Source organism: Segatella oris (genome assembly GCF_900637655.1).
GTDB lineage: Bacteria > Bacteroidota > Bacteroidia > Bacteroidales > Bacteroidaceae > Prevotella > Prevotella oris.
In genome coordinates this window covers 158,034-176,638 of sequence record NZ_LR134384.1, presented here as the reverse complement: position 1 = coordinate 176,638, position 18,605 = coordinate 158,034, and the positions used below count along the sequence as shown (strand labels likewise).

Below are 18,605 nucleotides of genomic sequence, written 5' to 3'. Positions count from 1 at the left end.
CTCCTTATTGATTATTTGATTTTAATCTTCTTTCCAGCACGGATATTGCTACCTTTTATACCGTTGAGGCGTCGCAGTTGCTTAACAGAAACTTTGTTGCGCTTTGCAATTTGCGATAGCGTGTCGCCCTCGCGGATGGTTATACTCTTGCTTTTTTCCTTGCGTCCTTTCTTCTTCTTGCCTTTCTTATTGCTGTACTTGCTTGATGAAGCATGGCTTCTGTGAGCACGGCGATAGCTGACAAAGGTTGGCTCTTCATCGTTCACTTCGACTTCTGTGCGTTTGCTTGTCAGGTCTTCCGGCATATATTTATAGATAGCTTCTTCGTTGTCGATGAACTTGGTGACCATTGTTGCAGGCAGACGGAGCGTTGACGGACGCCAGTTTCCATTGATAATGTTATGTCGGTACTGTGGATTTAGAGCTGCTATCTGGTCAACATCAAGCCCTAAGACATGTGCCACCTGCTCAAAATGGAGGTCACGATTGACAACAACAGTGTCTGTTTTCATGGGTAAATCAGTTGTCATCGGACAGATATTGTGCTCACAGTAGTAGTTCATGATATAGTTTGCAGCAATAAAAGCAGGCACATAACCACGCGTTTCTTGTGGAAGATACGGATAAATCTGCCAGTAGTCGTTCTGCTTAGAGCGATGAATAGCCTTGTTGATCTTGTCAGGTCCGCAGTTATATGCTGCAATAACAAGATTCCAATCACCGTAGATTTTATAAAGATCACTCAGGTAATGAGCTGCTGCATAGGATGCTTTTACGGGGTCTCTGCGTTCGTCTACGAGTGAGTTTATAGTCAGATTATAGCGTTTTGCCGTATTAATCATGAACTGCCAAAGGCCAGTTGCTCCCACTCTTGATACGGCCCGAGGGTTCAATGCCGACTCAATGACAGGCAAATATTTCAGTTCCAAAGGAAGTCCATAGCTTTCCAAGGCCTCTTCAAAGATAGGCATATAGAAGTTCTGTGCCCCCAACATGTAGCTCACCGAGCGTCGAAGATGGCCACTGTATCGGTCAATAAACTGCTGGACAACATTGTTGTAGGGCATCTCAATAACGGTAGGAAGCATGGCAAGACGCTTCTTATAGACGTCTATGTCATAAACGGGATTGACATCAGGAAGGTTGCATGTGGTGTCAGGACGAAGGTAAATCTTCGTGTTATAAAGGTGCATCAGGCTGTCAAGTTCCATGGTCATGGCTTCTGGGAGGTCGATAACTTCCTCCTTACCCTGTGCGTTCGTTACGGTGATTTCTGTCTGTTCGTTGTCGTCTTCCTCGTTGTTTACGACTTGAGCCTGTAGCTTACAAGTGCTGATAAACAAGAGCGAAAGAGCGATTAAATATGTTTTCTTCATTCTGTTAAATGGTTCTTTTTTCCAATTTTGAATATAATTCTCCTTATACCAAATCTTTGTGAGGTCAGAAATTGAGGCTGCAATGCACGCCAATACCTCCGGATTGTAAGGGATTACGATGGTTGTTTGTATTCACAACAGCAGGTTCAACACGTAGACTAAGGTCTTTAGAAATGTCAAACTCCGACAGGGAAGCGTCTACATAGGCGTCAATAACCGACAAGGCATACACACCAACAAGCACAAAGAAACTCATGTCGCGCCATCGGCGATAGCGGTCTTTGCGGTTCTTGAACAATGTTTGATAGCGGCTGATGTTGTCTTTTGTAATCTTCGCTCCCAAGTGCATGAACTGGTTATAGCTTTCAGTTGTGGGGTCATTATCCGTGATATCCATGTAAGCTTGTGAGTAATCGTGATACATTTGATTATTCCAACTCAAGGCATATGCACAACCTACGATGCCACCATATATGATGGGAAGCTTCCAGAACTTGCGGTTGTAGATCTGACCCGCACCAGGAAGCACTAATCCTAACCACAAAGCACGCTTCGGGTTGGGCTTCCATGTGTCCCAATCACGCTTCTTTTTCTTAGTCATCACCACAGAATCAGTAGCCAAAGTGACGCTGTCTGCATGCGTAAGCACTTCGTTTGCCTTGAGATGTGCAGTGTCTTGCAGAGGCATATGAAGCTCTTCATTCTGTGCCTTGGTACAGAATGGCAGGATGAGCAGGACTACTGTGATAATGATATGTGTCAGTCTTGATGAAGACATGCTTCAGTCTTTCAGTTTGTCAAAGAGGTTCATGATGCGTTCAAGCTCTTCTTCGTTGGCAAATGGAATACTTATTTTTCCTTTACCTTTAGAGGAACAGGTCATCTGAACCTTTGTGTTGAGGAACTTAGCCAATCGGTTTTTGAGTACACAGAACTCTTCCGGCAATTGATTTCGGGCGATAATCTTCTTCTTTCCACTTTCAATGTCATCGCCATTTTTCAATGCCTGCACCAACTCTTCAACCTTTCTTACGGAGTAACCATTCTTCAGTATCTCCTTGAAAAGCTTGATTTGAAGTGCCGGACTGTCTAAGGCAAGCAGTGCACGGGCATGCCCCATGTCGATTTCTTTCTTTTGTAATGCCATCTGAACCTGTGCAGGAAGCTTCAGAAGACGCAGGTAGTTGGTAATTGCCGTACGGCTTTTCCCGACACGTTCCGACACTTTCTCCTGTGTCATTCCGTTGCTCTCAAGCAAATGCTCATAAGCCAAAGCAATTTCGATGGCATTCAAATCCTCGCGTTGGATATTCTCCACGAGGGCCATTTCCATGACGTTTTCGTCTTTTATCGTGCGGATATAGGCTGGAAGTGCCTTGAGACCAGCCAATTGGGAAGCTCTCCAACGACGCTCGCCGGCAATGATCTGGAACCTGTTGTCGGCAATCTGGCGGAGTGTGATGGGCTGAATGATACCTATTTCTTTTATGCTGTTGGCCAAATCCTGCAATGCTTCATCGTCAAATTCACGGCGAGGCTGGTTGGGGTTGGCTTCAATCTGGTCGATTGCTATTTCGTTGATAGTCGATGATCCCTGTGTGCGTACGGCATCAGTTGATATGAGTGCGTCAAGACCACGACCTAAACTGTTGTATTTCTTGTGTACTGCCATTTTCTGTTTCGTTGTTTATTCCCCAGAATTATGGGTCATGCATTCCTGTTAATCAGTTCTTTTGCCAAGGCCAAATGGTTCTTTGCACCGGTTGAGTCAGCATCGTAAAGGATGACAGGAAGACCATGGCTGGGGCTTTCGCTTAGCTTCACATTGCGCTGAATAACCGTCTTGAACACCAATTCCTGGAAATGTCGCTTCACTTCATCATAGATTTGGTTGGCCAAACGGAGACGACTGTCATACATGGTCAGCAGGAACCCCTCAATCTCCAATTGCTGATTGAGTTTGCTCTTGATGATTTTAATGGTATTAAGCAACTTGCTGATACCCTCAAGGGCAAAGTATTCACATTGCACGGGAATGATTACAGAGTTGGCTGCCGTCAGTGCATTGACTGTAATCAGCCCCAAAGAAGGACTGCAGTCAATGAGAATGTAATCATATTCACTGCTGATAGGAGCAAGGAGATTTTTCAAAACGCGTTCGCGGTTGTCTAAGTTCAGCATCTCGATTTCGGCACCAACGAGGTCAATGTGGCTCGGAATAATATCCAATCCATTGATATCTGTGGTATAGATAGCATCGCGGACATCAGCGTGGTCAATGATACATTCATATAGTGAGCAGTCAACATCCTTGATGTCAACGCCTAAACCGCTTGATGCATTGGCTTGTGGATCGGCGTCAACCACGAGAACTGTTTTCTCAAGAGTGGCCAAAGAAGCCGCCAAGTTAATGGTCGTTGTGGTCTTACCCACACCGCCTTTTTGATTAGCTAAAGCTATAATTTTTCCCATTTTGAAATAAAATGATTTGTTGGCAAAGTTACATATTTTATATGAGAAATACGAGAAATAAACCTTTTTTTCGTACTTTTGTCCCAAACTAACATTGTTTATGATGAATATTAAGCGTCCTTTTATACTGATTTCGAACGATGACGGATATCATGCCAACGGGATAAAGACTCTCGTTTCCTTTTTGAAAGACCGTGCCGACCTGTTAGTCTGTGCTCCGGAAGCAGCCCGTTCTGGTTTCTCCTGTGCCTTTTCAGCTACTATTCCCTTGCGTTTGAAGCGTCGTCACAATATGGGTGACGTAGAAGTGTGGTCGTGTAACGGCACACCTGTTGACTGTGTGAAGCTTGCCTTGAGTCAACTTTGTGGCGACCGACGGCCTGATCTTGTGCTCGGTGGCATCAATCATGGTGATAATTCTACGGTCAACACTCACTATTCGGGCACGATGGGCGTGGTCAGAGAGGGCTGCATGAAAAATATTTCGTCAGTGGCTTTCTCCTCATGTAACCGTGATGAACAGGCCGATTTACGCTATCTTCGTGATGATGTGTGCCGGATTGTCGACAAAGTTCTTGCAGAAGGCCTGCCAAAGGGTGTCTGTCTCAACGTGAACTTCCCCAAACAGCCTCCTTTCAAGGGTGTGAAAGTGTGCCGGATGACCTTTGGAAGCTGGATAAACGAGGTTGTAAAGGGACATCATCCGCATGGATATGACTACTATTGGATGGCCGGTGAATGCCGAAATGATGAGCCTGAAGCCGAAGATACCGACCAGTGGGCGCTCAATCACGGTTATGTGGCCATTACGCCGACGCGCATTGATGTCACCGATTATCAGTTTATAGACACTGTGAAATCGTGGAATCTGTAACCGAACGCCGCAGTTTATGAAGTATTATCTGATTGTCGGCGAGGCCAGTGGCGACCTTCATGCCTCTCATTTAATGGCTTCGCTGAAGAAAAATGACAGCGAGGCATCGTTCCGTTTCTTTGGTGGCGACCTGATGTCTGCTGTTGGAGGCACCCGCGTAAAGCACTATCGGGAGCTTGCCTACATGGGTTTTGTGCCCGTTTTGCTGCATCTTCGCACGATATTCCGCAATATGTCGTTCTGCAAGAAGGATATTGTGGCTTGGCAACCCGATGTGGTGATACTTGTCGATTACCCCGGTTTCAATCTCAATATTGCCAAGTTTCTGAAGCGAAACACCAATATCCCCGTCTATTATTACATCTCTCCGAAGATATGGGCATGGAAGGAATGGCGCATCAAAGCTATTCGGCGAGACGTTAAAGAGATGTTTTCGATACTGCCGTTTGAGGTGGCTTTCTATGAAGGAAAGCATCATTATAAAATCCATTACGTAGGCAATCCGACGGCACATGAGATACATGAGTTTCTTGAAAACTATCATGTAGACTTCGCTTTCTTTTGCAAAGCGCATCATATCGACAGAGAAAAGCCGCTCATTGCATTGCTTCCCGGCAGTAGAACGCAGGAAATCAAGGATAATCTTGTGCCGATGTTGCGTGCTGCCTGCCGCTTTTCAGACCGCTACCAGATAGCCATTGCTTGTGCACCTTCCATTGACAAGGCTTATTACCGGCAGGTCATTGATGCCGCAGAAGGCCTTTCTGACGGCAGTTTCTGCCTTGTTCATAACGACACCTACGGCTTGCTTGCCCACGCTGTTGCTGCCTTGGTGACCAGTGGAACAGCCACTTTGGAAACTTCATTGCTGCATGTTCCGCAGGTGGTTTGCTATAAGACGCCTGTGCCTCGACTTATCCGTTGGGCGTTCAATCATATACTTTCGTGTCGTTTTATCTCATTGGTTAATCTCATTGTCGATAGGGAAGTCGTTCCCGAACTCTTTGCCGACCGCTTCTCTGTGCAGAACATTGCCTCCGAACTTGAACGGATTTTGCCTGGGAATGAGGGGCGGACAGTGATGCTCAAGGCTTATGAAGAAGTGGAACGGCGCTTGGGCAATGACATAGCTCCCGACAATGCAGCTCGCTTAATGATCAATCTTCTGCGCCAGGAAGCCGCTCGTTGCCAATAGTCCATAGGGTTCATATCTTGGAGGTAAACGCATCTTTTCTGTAAACTTAATTCATAATCGATTTGCATTTGCCTCTCAAATTCATTATCTTTGCATCGGGGAGAGTGGTCATTTGCTTTCCCCTTTTTTATGCTTTGTTGCAAACGCTGGTGCAATATGTGTCAAATCGTGTTCTAATCTCTGTCGAAAGGGCTTTTGATCAGCGTCAAAACACATGGTGACTTGAGGCATATTACATGGTCGTTTGATGTTCATCGTGTTGTGAAAAGATAGCAATGAGGAGTTTTGTTCATGGATAATATAAAACATGTGAATTGATTTTGTCTGCTTTTTTGAGTTTTTTATTAAAAAAGTTTAATGCAGAAAACGGCCAAATCAGGTGTATTTTTAAGGATTTCAAAGGTTGAAAGCGCAGACGTCTTTGTTGGTTTCGTGTCATGATTTGAGGATAAGTGCCAAGTAAATCCTGCCGACTTATCTTGTTTCTTGATTTGTTTTGTTGTCTTTTTTCGCTTGATTTCATGGTTGTGAAAGCATCTGTCAGAGTCAGAGTCTTAAGACTGTAGAAACAGAGAAAATAGGGATGAAACGGTATGTTTAGGCTTAATAGATAGGCTTTTTGTACAATATTGTAAGTTATTTGAACGATATTTTACAGTCGTTATTTAAAAAATGTGTATTTTTGCAACATGGACTTTTATCTCTAAACTGTTAATCATTTTCATCAGACGACTTTAATGATTGTCTGGTCAGCTATTATTATGATATACATATTTACTGTTAAAAACCTTTATATTTAGCATAATGGAAAAACAAATCATTCGATGCAGTATGTTCATGCTGCTTTTAAGTTTTGTGCCCACTATTCCTATGTATGCTTTGAAAACAGAAAAAACAGAACAATCCGACAGGACGATTGATCTGTATGGCACTGTTTTTGACGATATGGGAGCTATTATCGGGGCATCGGTAAAGGTGGTTGGGAGCAAGACCGCTACCGTGACGGATGTGAATGGAGCGTTTCATCTGCGTGTACCTTTAGGCGCAAAGCTTGAAATCTCCAGTGTAGGTTATAAGTCGAAGACCGTAGTTTGCAAAGGTGAAGGACGGTTGAAAGTGAAGTTGGAAGAACAGACCGTAGCGTTAGATGATGTGCAGATTATTGCCTATGGCTCCACACGAAAGGTCACGGTGACAGGTGCTTTGTCTTCAGTCAATAGTGATGAACTGACGAAATCGCCTGTTGCGAGCATGAGCAACTCGCTGATTGGAAAGGTTTCCGGCTTGTCGGGTATTCAGTCGAGCGGTCAGCCGGGAGCTGATGGTGCGCAGTTGTTCATCCGTGGTGTCGGTTCGTTGAGCACTTCTTTGTCGCAACCGCTTATCCTTGTTGACGGAGTAGAGCGTCCTTTCTCACAGATTGATCCGAATGAAGTGGAGGATGTGACGGTGCTGAAAGATGCTTCTGCCACGGCAGTATTCGGTGTTCGAGGTGCTAATGGCGTTATCCTTGTCACAACAAAGCGTGGCACAAAAGATAGGCCCCGCATCAGTTTTACAACGTCAGTTGGCTTTCAAGTGCCCTCACGTGTGCCTGATTTTGCCAACAGTTATGAGTGGGCTACGCAGTATAATAAGGCGCAAGCACATGACGGAGTGGCTGAAGATATGCTCACCTTCAAGCCCGATGACTTGGAGAAATTCCGCACACACAGCAGTCCTTTGACTCATCCTGATGTGGATTGGACGGGAGAGATGATCAGAAAAGCCGCTGTTCAGTCACGTCATAACATTCATATTTCGGGTGGAACAAACCGTGTCAGATACTTTGCTTCATTGGGTGTGCTGACCCAGGAAGGCCTGTTCAAGGTCTATAAAAATCGAAATGACAAAGGATTTAAGTATAATCGTTATAATTATCGCATCAACTTGGATGTTGACTTGACGCGTACTACGACGGCACAGATTAATTTAGGCGGCTATTTGAACAGTCGTCGCGAGCCAAACTACAATAACGGATCGACCAAGTCGAGTGATTTCATCTTCCGTGACCTTTATTCTGCAGTGCCTTTCAGTGGTGCCGGGCTGGTTGATGGAAAGCGGATACGCATGAGTTCGAACCGATTTGCAATCGGAGAACTACAGGATGGTCTGAATATCTATTATGGAAAGGGATACAATACGACGGCCAATAACACGCTTAACTTTGACTTTACGCTGAAACAGAAGCTTAATTTCCTTACAAAAGGGCTTTCCTTCCACGTGAAGGCAGCTTATAACAGCGGTGTAAGTATCTATAAGCGTCGTGAAGGACGTGAGCCTTTGTATGAAGCAATCAATGCTCCTGACGGCTCTGTAGCCTTGAAATTAGTTGAAACTTATCGTAAACTTGACTTCTCGGAGTCGGATGGTTTGAGCAAGAACTGGTATCTTGAAGGTGCGTTCAATTACAAACGCAATTTCGGTCAGCATCATGTTTCGGCCTTGGCAATGTATAACCAAACCATGAAATACTATCCCTCAAGCAGTTATGCAGATATTCCGCGCAGCTATGTGGGCTTGGTCGGTCGTGCCACTTATGACTATATGACACGCTATCTTTTGGATCTTAGCGTGGGATACAATGGTTCTGAGAACTTCGCTAAGGGTCGCCGATTTGGAGTTTTCCCCGCAGGTTCTGTGGGTTGGATTGTTTCTGAGGAGAAATTTTTCAAGCCGTTGCGTTCTGTTGTGGACTATTTGAAGTTCAGAGTCTCTTATGGTAAGGTGGGAAATGACATCACTCGGGACAACTCCCGCTTCCTTTATCTGCCTGACACCTATAATATCAGCTCTGGAAGTTACAGCTTTGGAACGACAACGAACACAAAGATACTCGGTGCTTCAGAAGGAAAGATTGGCAATCCCAATGTGACTTGGGAGACCGCTTTCAAGCAGAATTACGGTATAGACATGAAGCTTTTCAAGAACAACTTATCCATTAACTTTGATTACTTCATTGAACATCGTCGGGATATTCTGATTTCTCGTGGTGTCATTCCTGGCTATCTCGCCGTGCAGCTGCCTACAATGAACATGGGAAAGGTGAATAATCATGGTTTTGAAGTAAGCATGCGTTGGCAGGATAAAATACGTAGTGCCCGATATTATATAGGTGGAAATATTTCCTATGCCAAGAATAAGGTTGTCTTTATGGACGAAATCAAGTATCCTTATGAGTGGATGCAGCGCACAGGAAAGCCTGTAGGTCAGAATTTCGGTTATGTTTTTGATGGCTATTTCACAGAAGCAGAGGTTGCTGAATATGAGCATACGAAAGGTACAGAGGGCGGTATTCCAGATCAAGGAAGCGGATATGTCCCACTACCTGGCGATGTGAAGTATAAAGATTTGAATGGAGATCACAAGATAGATGAAAAGGATATCCGCGATATTGGTTCTCCGGCATATCCTCTTTTGACGTATGCTGTGAACATGGGAGTGTCATGGAAGGGCTTTGATCTAAGCATAACGCTTGCCGGAGCATCGAAGACTTCGCGCTTCTTGAGTGGCCCTTACCGCATACCTTTCGGCGAAATGAACAACTGGAGCCTTATGCGCTACATGATTAATGATGCATGGACGCCCGAAAAGGGTAATGCTGCAGCAGCTCCCGCCATATCCCTTCGCAACAAGTCTCATAACTATTTGGACTCAGACTTGTGGCTGAGGAATGCTTCTTACATACGTTTGAAGAATATAGAAGTGGGATATTCATTTGCAAAGAACGTCACACGTGCGTTGCATTTGAATAGCTTGCGCCTCGCTGTATCGGGATATAATCTGCTGACTTTCGATCATTTGAAAGTCTGTGACCCTGAAGCTAATCCGAATGGAAGGGCATATCCTCTGATTAAAGTTATTGAAGTAGGATTGAAAGTAGGTTTTTAAGCGATGAAGAATATGGAAAAAATGAATAAGATATGGAGCCTCTTTGCTGGTCTGATGCTGACAATGAGCATTGTATCGTGTGAGGATCTGGCATTCGGTGAACGGTTTTTGCAGAAGCCCCCCAGTACAGATGTCACCATAGATACTATCTTTGGGAAGGCAGAATATGCCAGACGAGTGCTTTGGCGCAGCTATCAGTATCTGCCATATGGTATGGAAACCAATGGATTTTGGACGCAGATGTGCATGAGTACCATTGAAGGACTTACTGATTTGAATTATGATAATATCGGATATTCGGCACTTTCGAATACATATTACCCTGGATTGTACAATGCTTCGATAGAGGATAATACGCGAATCAATGCACATCGAACGAAAATGCAGTTCTCTCAATCGGGTATTTGGACAGGTGTGCGCCATGCTTGGCTGTTATATGAGAACGTAGATAAGGTTCCTGATATGGATGAACAGGAGAAGTCACGACTTAAAGCAGAAGCAAAGATGATGGTAGCTGTGTTCTATGCTCACATGCTTCGGCATTACGGATCTCTTCCAATCATTGATCATGCTATCTCTGCTGACGATGCAAGCTTTCCCGCTCGGGCCACTTTGCAGCAAACAGTGGATTTTATTGTGAAGCTGTTGAACGATGCTATTGCCTGCGAAGACTTCCCTTGGAGTGTTCCTGAAAATGAAATGGAGAACTGGGATGGCCGAATGACGAAGGCTGGTGCTATGGCATTGAAGACTCGTGTCTTGCTTTTCGTTGCCAGTCCACTGTTCAATTCCGATGCGCCTTTTGCCAAAGGAGAGGCTTCTGATAAGAAGATGACATGGTGGGGGAACTATGATAAGCAGCGTTGGAAACAAGCTGTTGATGCCTGCAAAGAGTTCTTTGATGCGCTGAATAAAAATGGTTTCTTCAAGTTGGTGCAGGCCGGTGACCATGGTATTACTACCGAGCGCGAAGCCTATACCAGTGCTTATTTCGACCGAGGAAATACAGAAACGCTGATATCATGCCGTAGAACATTCCTTTGTACGAAGAATAATGGGCAGTTTGACAAGGCACTTCGATGGGGAGCTTATTGCCCGACGAAAGAGTTTTTCGATATGTTTGAGATGAAAGATGGCCGTCCTTTCGATTGGAAGAACCCCAAAATGGCAAAGAACCCGTTTAAAGATCGTGATCCACGACTATATGAAAACTTCATTTTGGACGGTGATAAGTATAATGGGCGAACTGCAGCGATGACAGATGTCAATCCTAAAGACAAGGCCAACTACCCCAAAGGAAAGGATTGGGAGCAAGGAAGAATGCACAAACTGAGCCTTGCAACAGGTTTGGCATGCCGCAAGTGGGGACTCGATAGAAATACAGAAGCCTACAACCGACCTGTACAATGGCCGACGATGCGACTTGCTGAAGTCTATTTGAACTATGCAGAAGCCTTGAATGAATACTATGATGGTCCCACACCAGAAGCTTATCAAGCTATCAATACCGTTCGTGCGCGTGTCGGTATGCCTGCACTAAGTGGTATGAGTAAGGAGGATTTCCGCAAAGCAGTGCTGCATGAACGTGCGGTTGAATTTGCATATGAGGAGGTGAGATTCTTTGATTTGATACGTTGGAAGATGTATGATGTCTTTGAAACACCGCTCCATGGTCTCCATGTCTATAAGCACAAGAAAACCAAGGAATATCTCATAAAGCCTTTTGCATTGACAAAATATTACCGTGCTTGGTGGAAAACAGGCTGGGAACCACGTATGTGTTTGAGTGCATTCCCCTCAAAGGAGGTTAACAAAGGCTATGGATTAGTGCAGAACCCAGGTTGGGAGTAAGTCTATGATGTAATTTAAACATGAATAAAATGAACTATAAATTATATTTTGCAGCGCTTCTTTTCTCTCCGCTCTGTATGTCGGCTCAGACTGACAGTTTGCTGACAGAGAAGAAACCTCATAGAATAACCTATGGTCGTGACGTGTCTGTCGACCAGAAGGAAGCTACGGTTGCGGCGTCTTTCATAACCAGCGAGAAGCTTGCACACCGTAAGGAAACAAATCCTCGCAATGCTCTTTATGGCTTGATACCAGGCTTGGAGGTGTTGCAGAACCAAGGTGCAGCTTGGGAAACTACGGGCCGTCTCTTTGTCAGAGGCAATGGAACACTCAGTAAAAAGGCGCCTCTTGTTTTGGTTGATGGCTTTGAACGTGAGCTTGGACAACTTTCAATGGATGAAATTGAATCAATAACTGTGTTGAAAGATGCAGCCTCAACTGCTCTCTATGGTATGCGTGGAGCCAATGGAGTCATTGCCGTGAAGACAAAACGAGGGATGAATGGTGCGCCGAAAATCAAGTTTTCTTATGAGCTTAGCATGGCAACTCCGTTCCGAAAGCCTAAATTTGTTGACGGACATACCTATGCCATGGCTTTGAATGAGGGTATGAAGAATGACGGACTAACACCGCGTTACGATGTTTCTGAACTTTCTGCATTCAAAGATGGAAGTCTGCCCGATGCCTACCCCAATGTAGATTGGTGGGGAGAGTCGCTTCGAAACCATAGCTTTGGCAACAATGTTACATTCTCTGTAACGGGTGGTGGCAAGTTTGTTAGATATTTCACACAGTTGAATTATCTGAATGACAGCGGTATATTGCGACCTGTTAATGATAACCAGGGCTATTCAACACAGCTCAAATATTCAAAGTTAAACATTCGTACTAACCTTGATATTGAGTTGGGACGCAACACGATGTTGCAGTTGAATATGTTTGGAACTTTCTCTGAACATAACCGCCCCAATGCTACAATCTCTGATATTTTCACTGCGCTCTATAAGGTACCTTCTGGTGCATTCCCTATAAAGAATGCTCGTGGGGTATGGGCTGGTACGACAGATATTGAGACCAATCCTGTAGCAATGATATCCGGAACGGGGTATGCGCGGTCGCAACAAAGAAACTTCTTTGCCGATTTAAAGCTGACACATCGATTGGATTTTCTCTTGAAAGGCCTTTCGGTCGGTTTGCAATTGGGCTTGGATAACAATGCTTCTTATTGGGATGGAAACGCTCGAAAATATGGCTATGAACAGTCTACATATGATTGGGCAAGCAGAAGTTACACCTATAAGAACCTGCGAAATGAAACGGCATTGAGTGCCAGTCATTCAGTAGGTGCATCGAATAATCATTTCAATTTCAATGCATTTGCCAACTTCCAGCGCGATTGGGACTTGCATTCTTTGGCTGCAACTGCACAATATCGTATGGATAAGTTAATCGCCAAAGGGCAAAACACATCGTATGCTTTCATTGATATTGTCAGCCAGTTGCACTATGCTTACAAGCATCGTTACCTCTTTGATGTGTCGCTATCGGAGTCGGCTTCAAGCATCTTAGATCCCAAAAGCCGTTGGGGTGTTTTCCCGGCAGCAGGCATTGGCTGGATTGTGTCAGAGGAAACGTTTGCCAAACGCGATTGGTTAGACTTCTTGAAACTGCGTGCCAGCTATGGTATCTCAGGCGGTGCAGACTATGACAACGACCTCTTTATCGATATGTATGGCAATGGTGGTAGTTTCTTCTTTGGTAAAAACCCTCTCAAGCATAATGGTTTGCGCTTGACCCAATTGGGTATTTCCAATCTGACTTATGAGAAATCACACAAGCTGAACATTGGTTTTGACTTCCGTGCCTTTAAGCATTTGGACGTAACGGTTGATTTCTTCTACGATCATCGCACGGATATTCTGGTGGATGCCAATGGAAAGGTATCTTCATTGTTTGGTCTTCCAGTGCCCAAAGAGAACTCCGGTGTAGTGGATAATCGCGGTATTGAAACCTCAATTCGTTGGAATAAGTCGCTCAAAGATTTCCATTATGCTTTGGGAAGCACCTTCTCTTTTATTCGCAATAAAATCGTAAACCAGAACGAGGAATATCGTCCTTATGGCTATTTACAGCGTACAGGCAAACGCATCGGCCAGTACTTCGGCTATGTAGTAGAGGAAATTTATCAGAATCAGAATGAGATTGACCAGCGTAATGTCAAGCAGACATTGTCGCAAGTGAAGCCGGGCGACCTTAAATATAAGGATCTCAATAATGATGGTATCATTGATTCGTATGATCAGAAAGCTTTAGGCTACAGTGCATTCCCTGAGATCTACTATTCTTTCGATTTGAATTTAGATTACAAGGGGTGGGGACTTTATGCCATGTTCCAAGGCATTGGCAATGTCAGTGTAATGGCTAACATGCCCAGCGTCTATCATCCTTTGTTTGGAAATCGCACGATTTCAAAGGAATACTACGACAACCGTTGGACTCCGGAGACTCCGAATGCGCGCTATCCACGGCTGACTTCTGTCGGTTCGGTTAACAACTACGCGAATAATTCCCTTTGGATTAAGAATGGAGCCTATTTTAAGTTGCGCACATTGGAAGTGTATTATCATTTCAAGAAGCATCAGTTAAAGCCATTGAAATACGTGAATGCTGCCAAAGTCTATGTTCGTGCATATGATCTTTTCAGTCTTGATCATATCAAGGTAATGGATCCTGAGAACATGAAAACAGGCCATCCAAGCATGACACGCTATGCTGTTGGCTTCGATTTGAAATTCTAAAATATTCGGTTATGAAACATATTAAAATCACAACACTGCTTGTCGTTACTGTCAGTATGTTTGCCAGCTGTGACTTTCTGAATACTTCGGAGTCAACATATTACGACCGTAGCGAACTGTTATACGACCCTTCAAAGGTTACACAGTTGTGCACCGAGGTCTATAGTTACTTGCCCAATGGATTGGAAGGCATTGGAGGTGCCATGCATGATGCTGCTACCGACGATGCCATTCATATCAACAACACGGCTGCTATCCAGCGTTTTGTCAATGGAAGTTGGTCGCCCAACTATGTCGTTGATGATGTTTTTGCCCATTACTACAAGGCAATTCACGACGCAAACTTCTATTTGGAAAACTGTCTGGGCCTCACTTTTGAGGATTGGAAATATACAGATGGCTTCCAAGATACCTATACAAGCTATCTCAATTACCAGTATGAAGTGAGATGTCTGCGTGCTTTCTACTACTTTGAATTAGTCAGACGTTATGGCAATATCCCGCTGATTACAAAGACACTCACCAAGGAAGATGCAAAAAAGGCAGAGCCTATTTCGGCAGAAAATGTGCTTCGTTTCGTCATTGATGAATGTACCGATGTGGCTCAACATCTTCCTGTAAAGACAACAACACTCCCCGGAGGAGCTGCCAATATGCAGCGTGTCAGCAAGGGAGTAGCATTGGCTTTGAAATCAAGAGCAACGCTCTACCTTGCCAGTCCGCTTTTCAATACCTCGGGAGATGTTGCAAAATGGGAGGCAGCTGCCACTGCCGCATTTGATGTTATCCGTCAGGCTTCAGCCTTTGGCTATGCCCTTGACGATGATTACAAGAACCTTTTCGGCGCCACCAACAATCAAAGTGCAGAGGTTATCCTTTGCCGTCCCGAGGGAAAGACCACGCACTTTGAGTCTGCCAACTATCCTATTGGAGTTGAAAAAGGGTTAGGTTATACCTGTCCGACAGAGAATTTAGTCAGCGCTTACGAAATGTCAGACGGCAGTTCGTTTGATTGGAACAATCCGGTACAGGCAGCTAATCCCTACAAGAACCGTGACCCACGTCTTCAAATGACTGTTGTGTTCAACGGAATGCAGTGGCCTGCGAAAACACCCGTAGAGACTTATCATGGCGGACGTAACGGACAACCACTTCTCAATGCGACAACAACAGGGTATTATCTGAAGAAATATCTCAATAACAAGGTGATATTTGAGGCTGGAAAGAATACAAACAGCTTCGATCACAACTGGATATTGTTCAGATATGCCGAGATATTGCTGAATTATGCAGAAGCAATGGCCGAGGCCTATGGCCCAGACCAGGTGGTAAGTCCGTTCACAATGAGTGCACGCGAGGCCGTAAACCTTGTCCGTTCCCGCAAGAATGTGAAGATGCCTAAATTCCCGACAGGAATGTCAAAGGCCGATTTCCTTGCCCGTTTACGCAATGAACGACGCGTGGAATTGGCTTTCGAGGGATATCGTTTCTGGGATTTGCGTCGCTGGAAAGCCCTTGGTGACATGAAGGATATCTATAAAGTGAATATCGAAAAGCGGGCTGATGGCACGCTGACTTTCGCAAAAGAAAAGCTCTGCACGTATGAGATAACCGACAAGATGTATTTCTATCCCATCTCGAATGCAGAACGCTATAAGAACACTAACTTGAAACAAAATCCCGGTTGGGGTGAGTAAGCGGAGTAATCTTTCTCTTGCTGTTTGCGTTAGTGTCATCAATTGACTTTACAAGTATCTCTAAATTCTTTATCTTTGTTTCGGGGGAGAGCAACTGTTTGCTTTCCCCTCTTTTGTTTTCTGTTGCAAACAACGATGCCGAATAAACTAAGATTGCATGTGATTTCACAGTTGGCGTTCCTTTTGTTAAAATCAATCATGAATGTTTACAAATGCTTTCAAATCGTTCGCGTATTTGAAACGCGTTTGCTCCTCGCTCTGAATATGCGCTGTATTCTGTCATTTTGCAATTTATTGACTATCAACAGATTATGAAGTTTGATGCAAAATGTAGGGCAAAATCGCATTGCCAGGCATTGCAATTTGCATCAAATTGCAATGTAATCTCTATCAGATGAGCTTCTCATTTCATTCAAATGGCATTGTAATCTCCGTCATGTTGCGCGCTAAAGTGACTGGAATTACTACGCAAGAAGAAAGAAGTGAGGATACCGAAGCCGTAAAATGGGTTCGCATTCATGCAAAAAGCACGTTCTGATTTCTATTTGGTGAACGCTCGAAGTGTTAAAAACCATGTGGTAATGTTTACAAAATCGGGAGATTTCAGAGGTCTTCTTTGAGGCGCATTTGTGGCAAGCAGATAGTCAATACAGAGGTTGTAGTCCGTCATTGTAACTGCTGGTCTGCAATCTTCTCTTGCAGATAAATACCGACTTTGCAACAAACTTTAACGCTGTTGCAGGACTAATTTGCAGAGAAAAAGCTAACTTTGAAGCATATCACCTTTGAACATGGCGTAATACCAAACGTAAAAATAGAAATCTATGTCTGCAATTCTTTCTGTCATTCCTGTTATCCTGCTGTTCGTTCTGATGCTCGGACTGAAGTTGGCAGGCCATAAAAGTGCCGTCATCACGCTGTGCGTCACGATTATTCTGGCGCTTGTGGCTGCCCCACAACTCGGCATGTTGCCTGACGCTTTCAAGGCTTCGGGCATCTTTGAAGTAGTGGGGTGGAGCATTGTTGAGGGCATGCTCAAAGCCGTTTTCCCCATTCTCATCATCATTCTGATGGCTATCTACAGCTATAATATCCTTGTGGAAAGTAGGCAGATAGAGGTCATTAAGCGGCAATTCACCGCTATCACGAGCGACAAGGGCATTCTTGTCTTGATGCTTGTCTGGGGCTTTGGCGGATTGTTGGAGGGCATGGCAGGTTTCGGAACGGCTGTAGCCATTCCTGCAGCCATATTGATTGGCCTGGGTTTCAAGCCTATGTTCTCGGCGCTTGTGGCTTTAATCGGCAACACGGTAGCCACGGGTTTCGGTGCTGTTGGTGTGCCGGTGACGACCCTGTGCAATGAGGTAGCACCGGGAGGGGCAGCTCCTGTTGAGGCCATTTGCGAAACATCGTCGTTTGCCGTCATTCAGTTGGCACCGCTTTTTATCCTGCTGCCGTTTATCATTCTGACGCTGACCGACCGCAAAGCCATTGTGAAAAACATCATACTTTCACTCTGGGTGGGTGGCATTTCAGTTGTCGTGCAGTATCTTTGTGCCCATTTCTTGGGTTCTGAAACGCCTGCAATCATCGGCTCTGTGGCAGCTATTCTCGCCATACTTCTCTATGTAAAGCTCTTCGACCGCAAGGGACGTGAGGGCTTGCCGACTGCGCGTTATTCGTTGGGTGAGACCTTCAAGGCATGGAGTGTCTATCTCTTTATCTTGCTTCTCATTTTAGTTTCGGGTGCACTCTGCCCACCGGTAAACGATTTTCTGAAATCACATCTCGTTTCAAAAGTTGCCATTCCCGTTATCGGTTCAACGTTTAAGTTTGGTTGGATAAGCAATGCGGGACTCATGTTGTTCCTTGGAGCCACGATAGGTGGATTGATACAAGGACTCTCTTTCGGTCGGATGATGCGGATATTAGCCCGAACAACAGTCAATTTGAAGAACACTATCATCACGATTATCTGCTTGATTTCGTTGGCATCGGTCATGAACTACAGCGGTATGATCAGTGCTATCGCTTCGGGACTTGTTGCGATTACGGGTGGTTTCTATCCCTTCTTTGCTCCGCTTATTGGTGCTGTCGGTACGTTTGTCACGGGTTCTGACACCTCTTCGAATATTCTCTTTGCCAAATTGCAGGCCAATGTTGCAGGGCAGTTAGGTTTGACGGGGCACTCCACTTTCTACGGAGTGCCGGGCACGGAGACCAATTGGCTTGTGGCTGCCAATACGACTGGTGCCACAGGAGGCAAGATGATAAGTCCTCAGAGCATAGCCATTGCCACGGCAGCCTGCGATATGCAGGGCAGGGATGGGGAGATATTGCGTTCTGCTTTGCCTTATGCTATCGGGTATATAGCCTTGGGTGGACTGATGGTTTTCCTTGGATTGTAAGCCC

The 18,605-nt window shown here is 44.8% G+C and carries 11 protein-coding genes; 7 read left to right on the top strand and 4 right to left on the bottom strand.

What is annotated here, in order from left to right:
* Positions 1–11: 11 nt before the first annotated feature.
* The 4 genes from EL210_RS00785 to EL210_RS00770 form a co-directional block, all read right to left on the bottom strand.
* Positions 12–1,376, bottom strand: a complete 1,365-nt coding sequence (locus EL210_RS00785; protein WP_018919335.1) for a lytic transglycosylase domain-containing protein — start codon at positions 1,374–1,376, stop codon at positions 12–14.
* Between the two features lie 64 nt (positions 1,377–1,440).
* On the bottom strand, positions 1,441–2,154 hold the full coding sequence (locus EL210_RS00780) for a DUF5683 domain-containing protein (RefSeq protein WP_018919334.1): 714 nt from the start codon (positions 2,152–2,154) through the stop codon (positions 1,441–1,443).
* 3 nt (positions 2,155–2,157) lie between these two features.
* Positions 2,158–3,048, bottom strand: coding sequence for a ParB/RepB/Spo0J family partition protein (locus tag EL210_RS00775; RefSeq protein WP_004377681.1), 891 nt, complete (start codon positions 3,046–3,048; stop codon positions 2,158–2,160).
* A gap of 35 nt (positions 3,049–3,083) precedes the next feature.
* Positions 3,084–3,848: a ParA family protein gene (locus EL210_RS00770; protein WP_004371850.1), complete on the bottom strand. Its 765-nt coding sequence runs from the start codon at positions 3,846–3,848 to the stop codon at positions 3,084–3,086.
* 100 nt (positions 3,849–3,948) lie between these two features.
* Here EL210_RS00770 and surE point away from each other — a divergent pair, with 100 nt between their 5' ends.
* From surE to EL210_RS00730, 7 genes are all read left to right on the top strand, one after another.
* Complete coding sequence (surE, locus tag EL210_RS00765; RefSeq protein WP_018919333.1) at positions 3,949–4,722, top strand: 5'/3'-nucleotidase SurE; 774 nt, start codon at positions 3,949–3,951, stop codon at positions 4,720–4,722.
* Between the two features lie 16 nt (positions 4,723–4,738).
* On the top strand, positions 4,739–5,917 hold the full coding sequence (gene lpxB, locus EL210_RS00760) for a lipid-A-disaccharide synthase (protein ID WP_018919332.1): 1,179 nt from the start codon (positions 4,739–4,741) through the stop codon (positions 5,915–5,917).
* An 804-nt stretch (positions 5,918–6,721) separates the two neighbouring features.
* Positions 6,722–9,847: a SusC/RagA family TonB-linked outer membrane protein gene (locus EL210_RS00755; RefSeq protein WP_018919330.1), complete on the top strand. Its 3,126-nt coding sequence runs from the start codon at positions 6,722–6,724 to the stop codon at positions 9,845–9,847.
* Positions 9,848–9,850: 3 nt separating this feature from the next.
* Positions 9,851–11,698, top strand: a complete 1,848-nt coding sequence (locus EL210_RS00750) for a RagB/SusD family nutrient uptake outer membrane protein (RefSeq protein WP_018919329.1) — start codon at positions 9,851–9,853, stop codon at positions 11,696–11,698.
* 20 nt (positions 11,699–11,718) lie between these two features.
* Positions 11,719–14,496: a SusC/RagA family TonB-linked outer membrane protein gene (locus EL210_RS00745; protein ID WP_025879602.1), complete on the top strand. Its 2,778-nt coding sequence runs from the start codon at positions 11,719–11,721 to the stop codon at positions 14,494–14,496.
* An 11-nt stretch (positions 14,497–14,507) separates the two neighbouring features.
* Positions 14,508–16,193, top strand: a complete 1,686-nt coding sequence (locus EL210_RS00740; protein WP_018919327.1) for a RagB/SusD family nutrient uptake outer membrane protein — start codon at positions 14,508–14,510, stop codon at positions 16,191–16,193.
* Positions 16,194–17,017: 824 nt separating this feature from the next.
* Positions 17,018–18,601 carry an L-lactate permease gene (locus tag EL210_RS00730; RefSeq protein WP_018919325.1) on the top strand — a complete coding sequence of 528 codons (1,584 nt, stop codon included), beginning with the start codon at positions 17,018–17,020 and terminating at the stop codon, positions 18,599–18,601.
* The last annotated feature ends 4 nt before the right edge of the window (positions 18,602–18,605 follow it).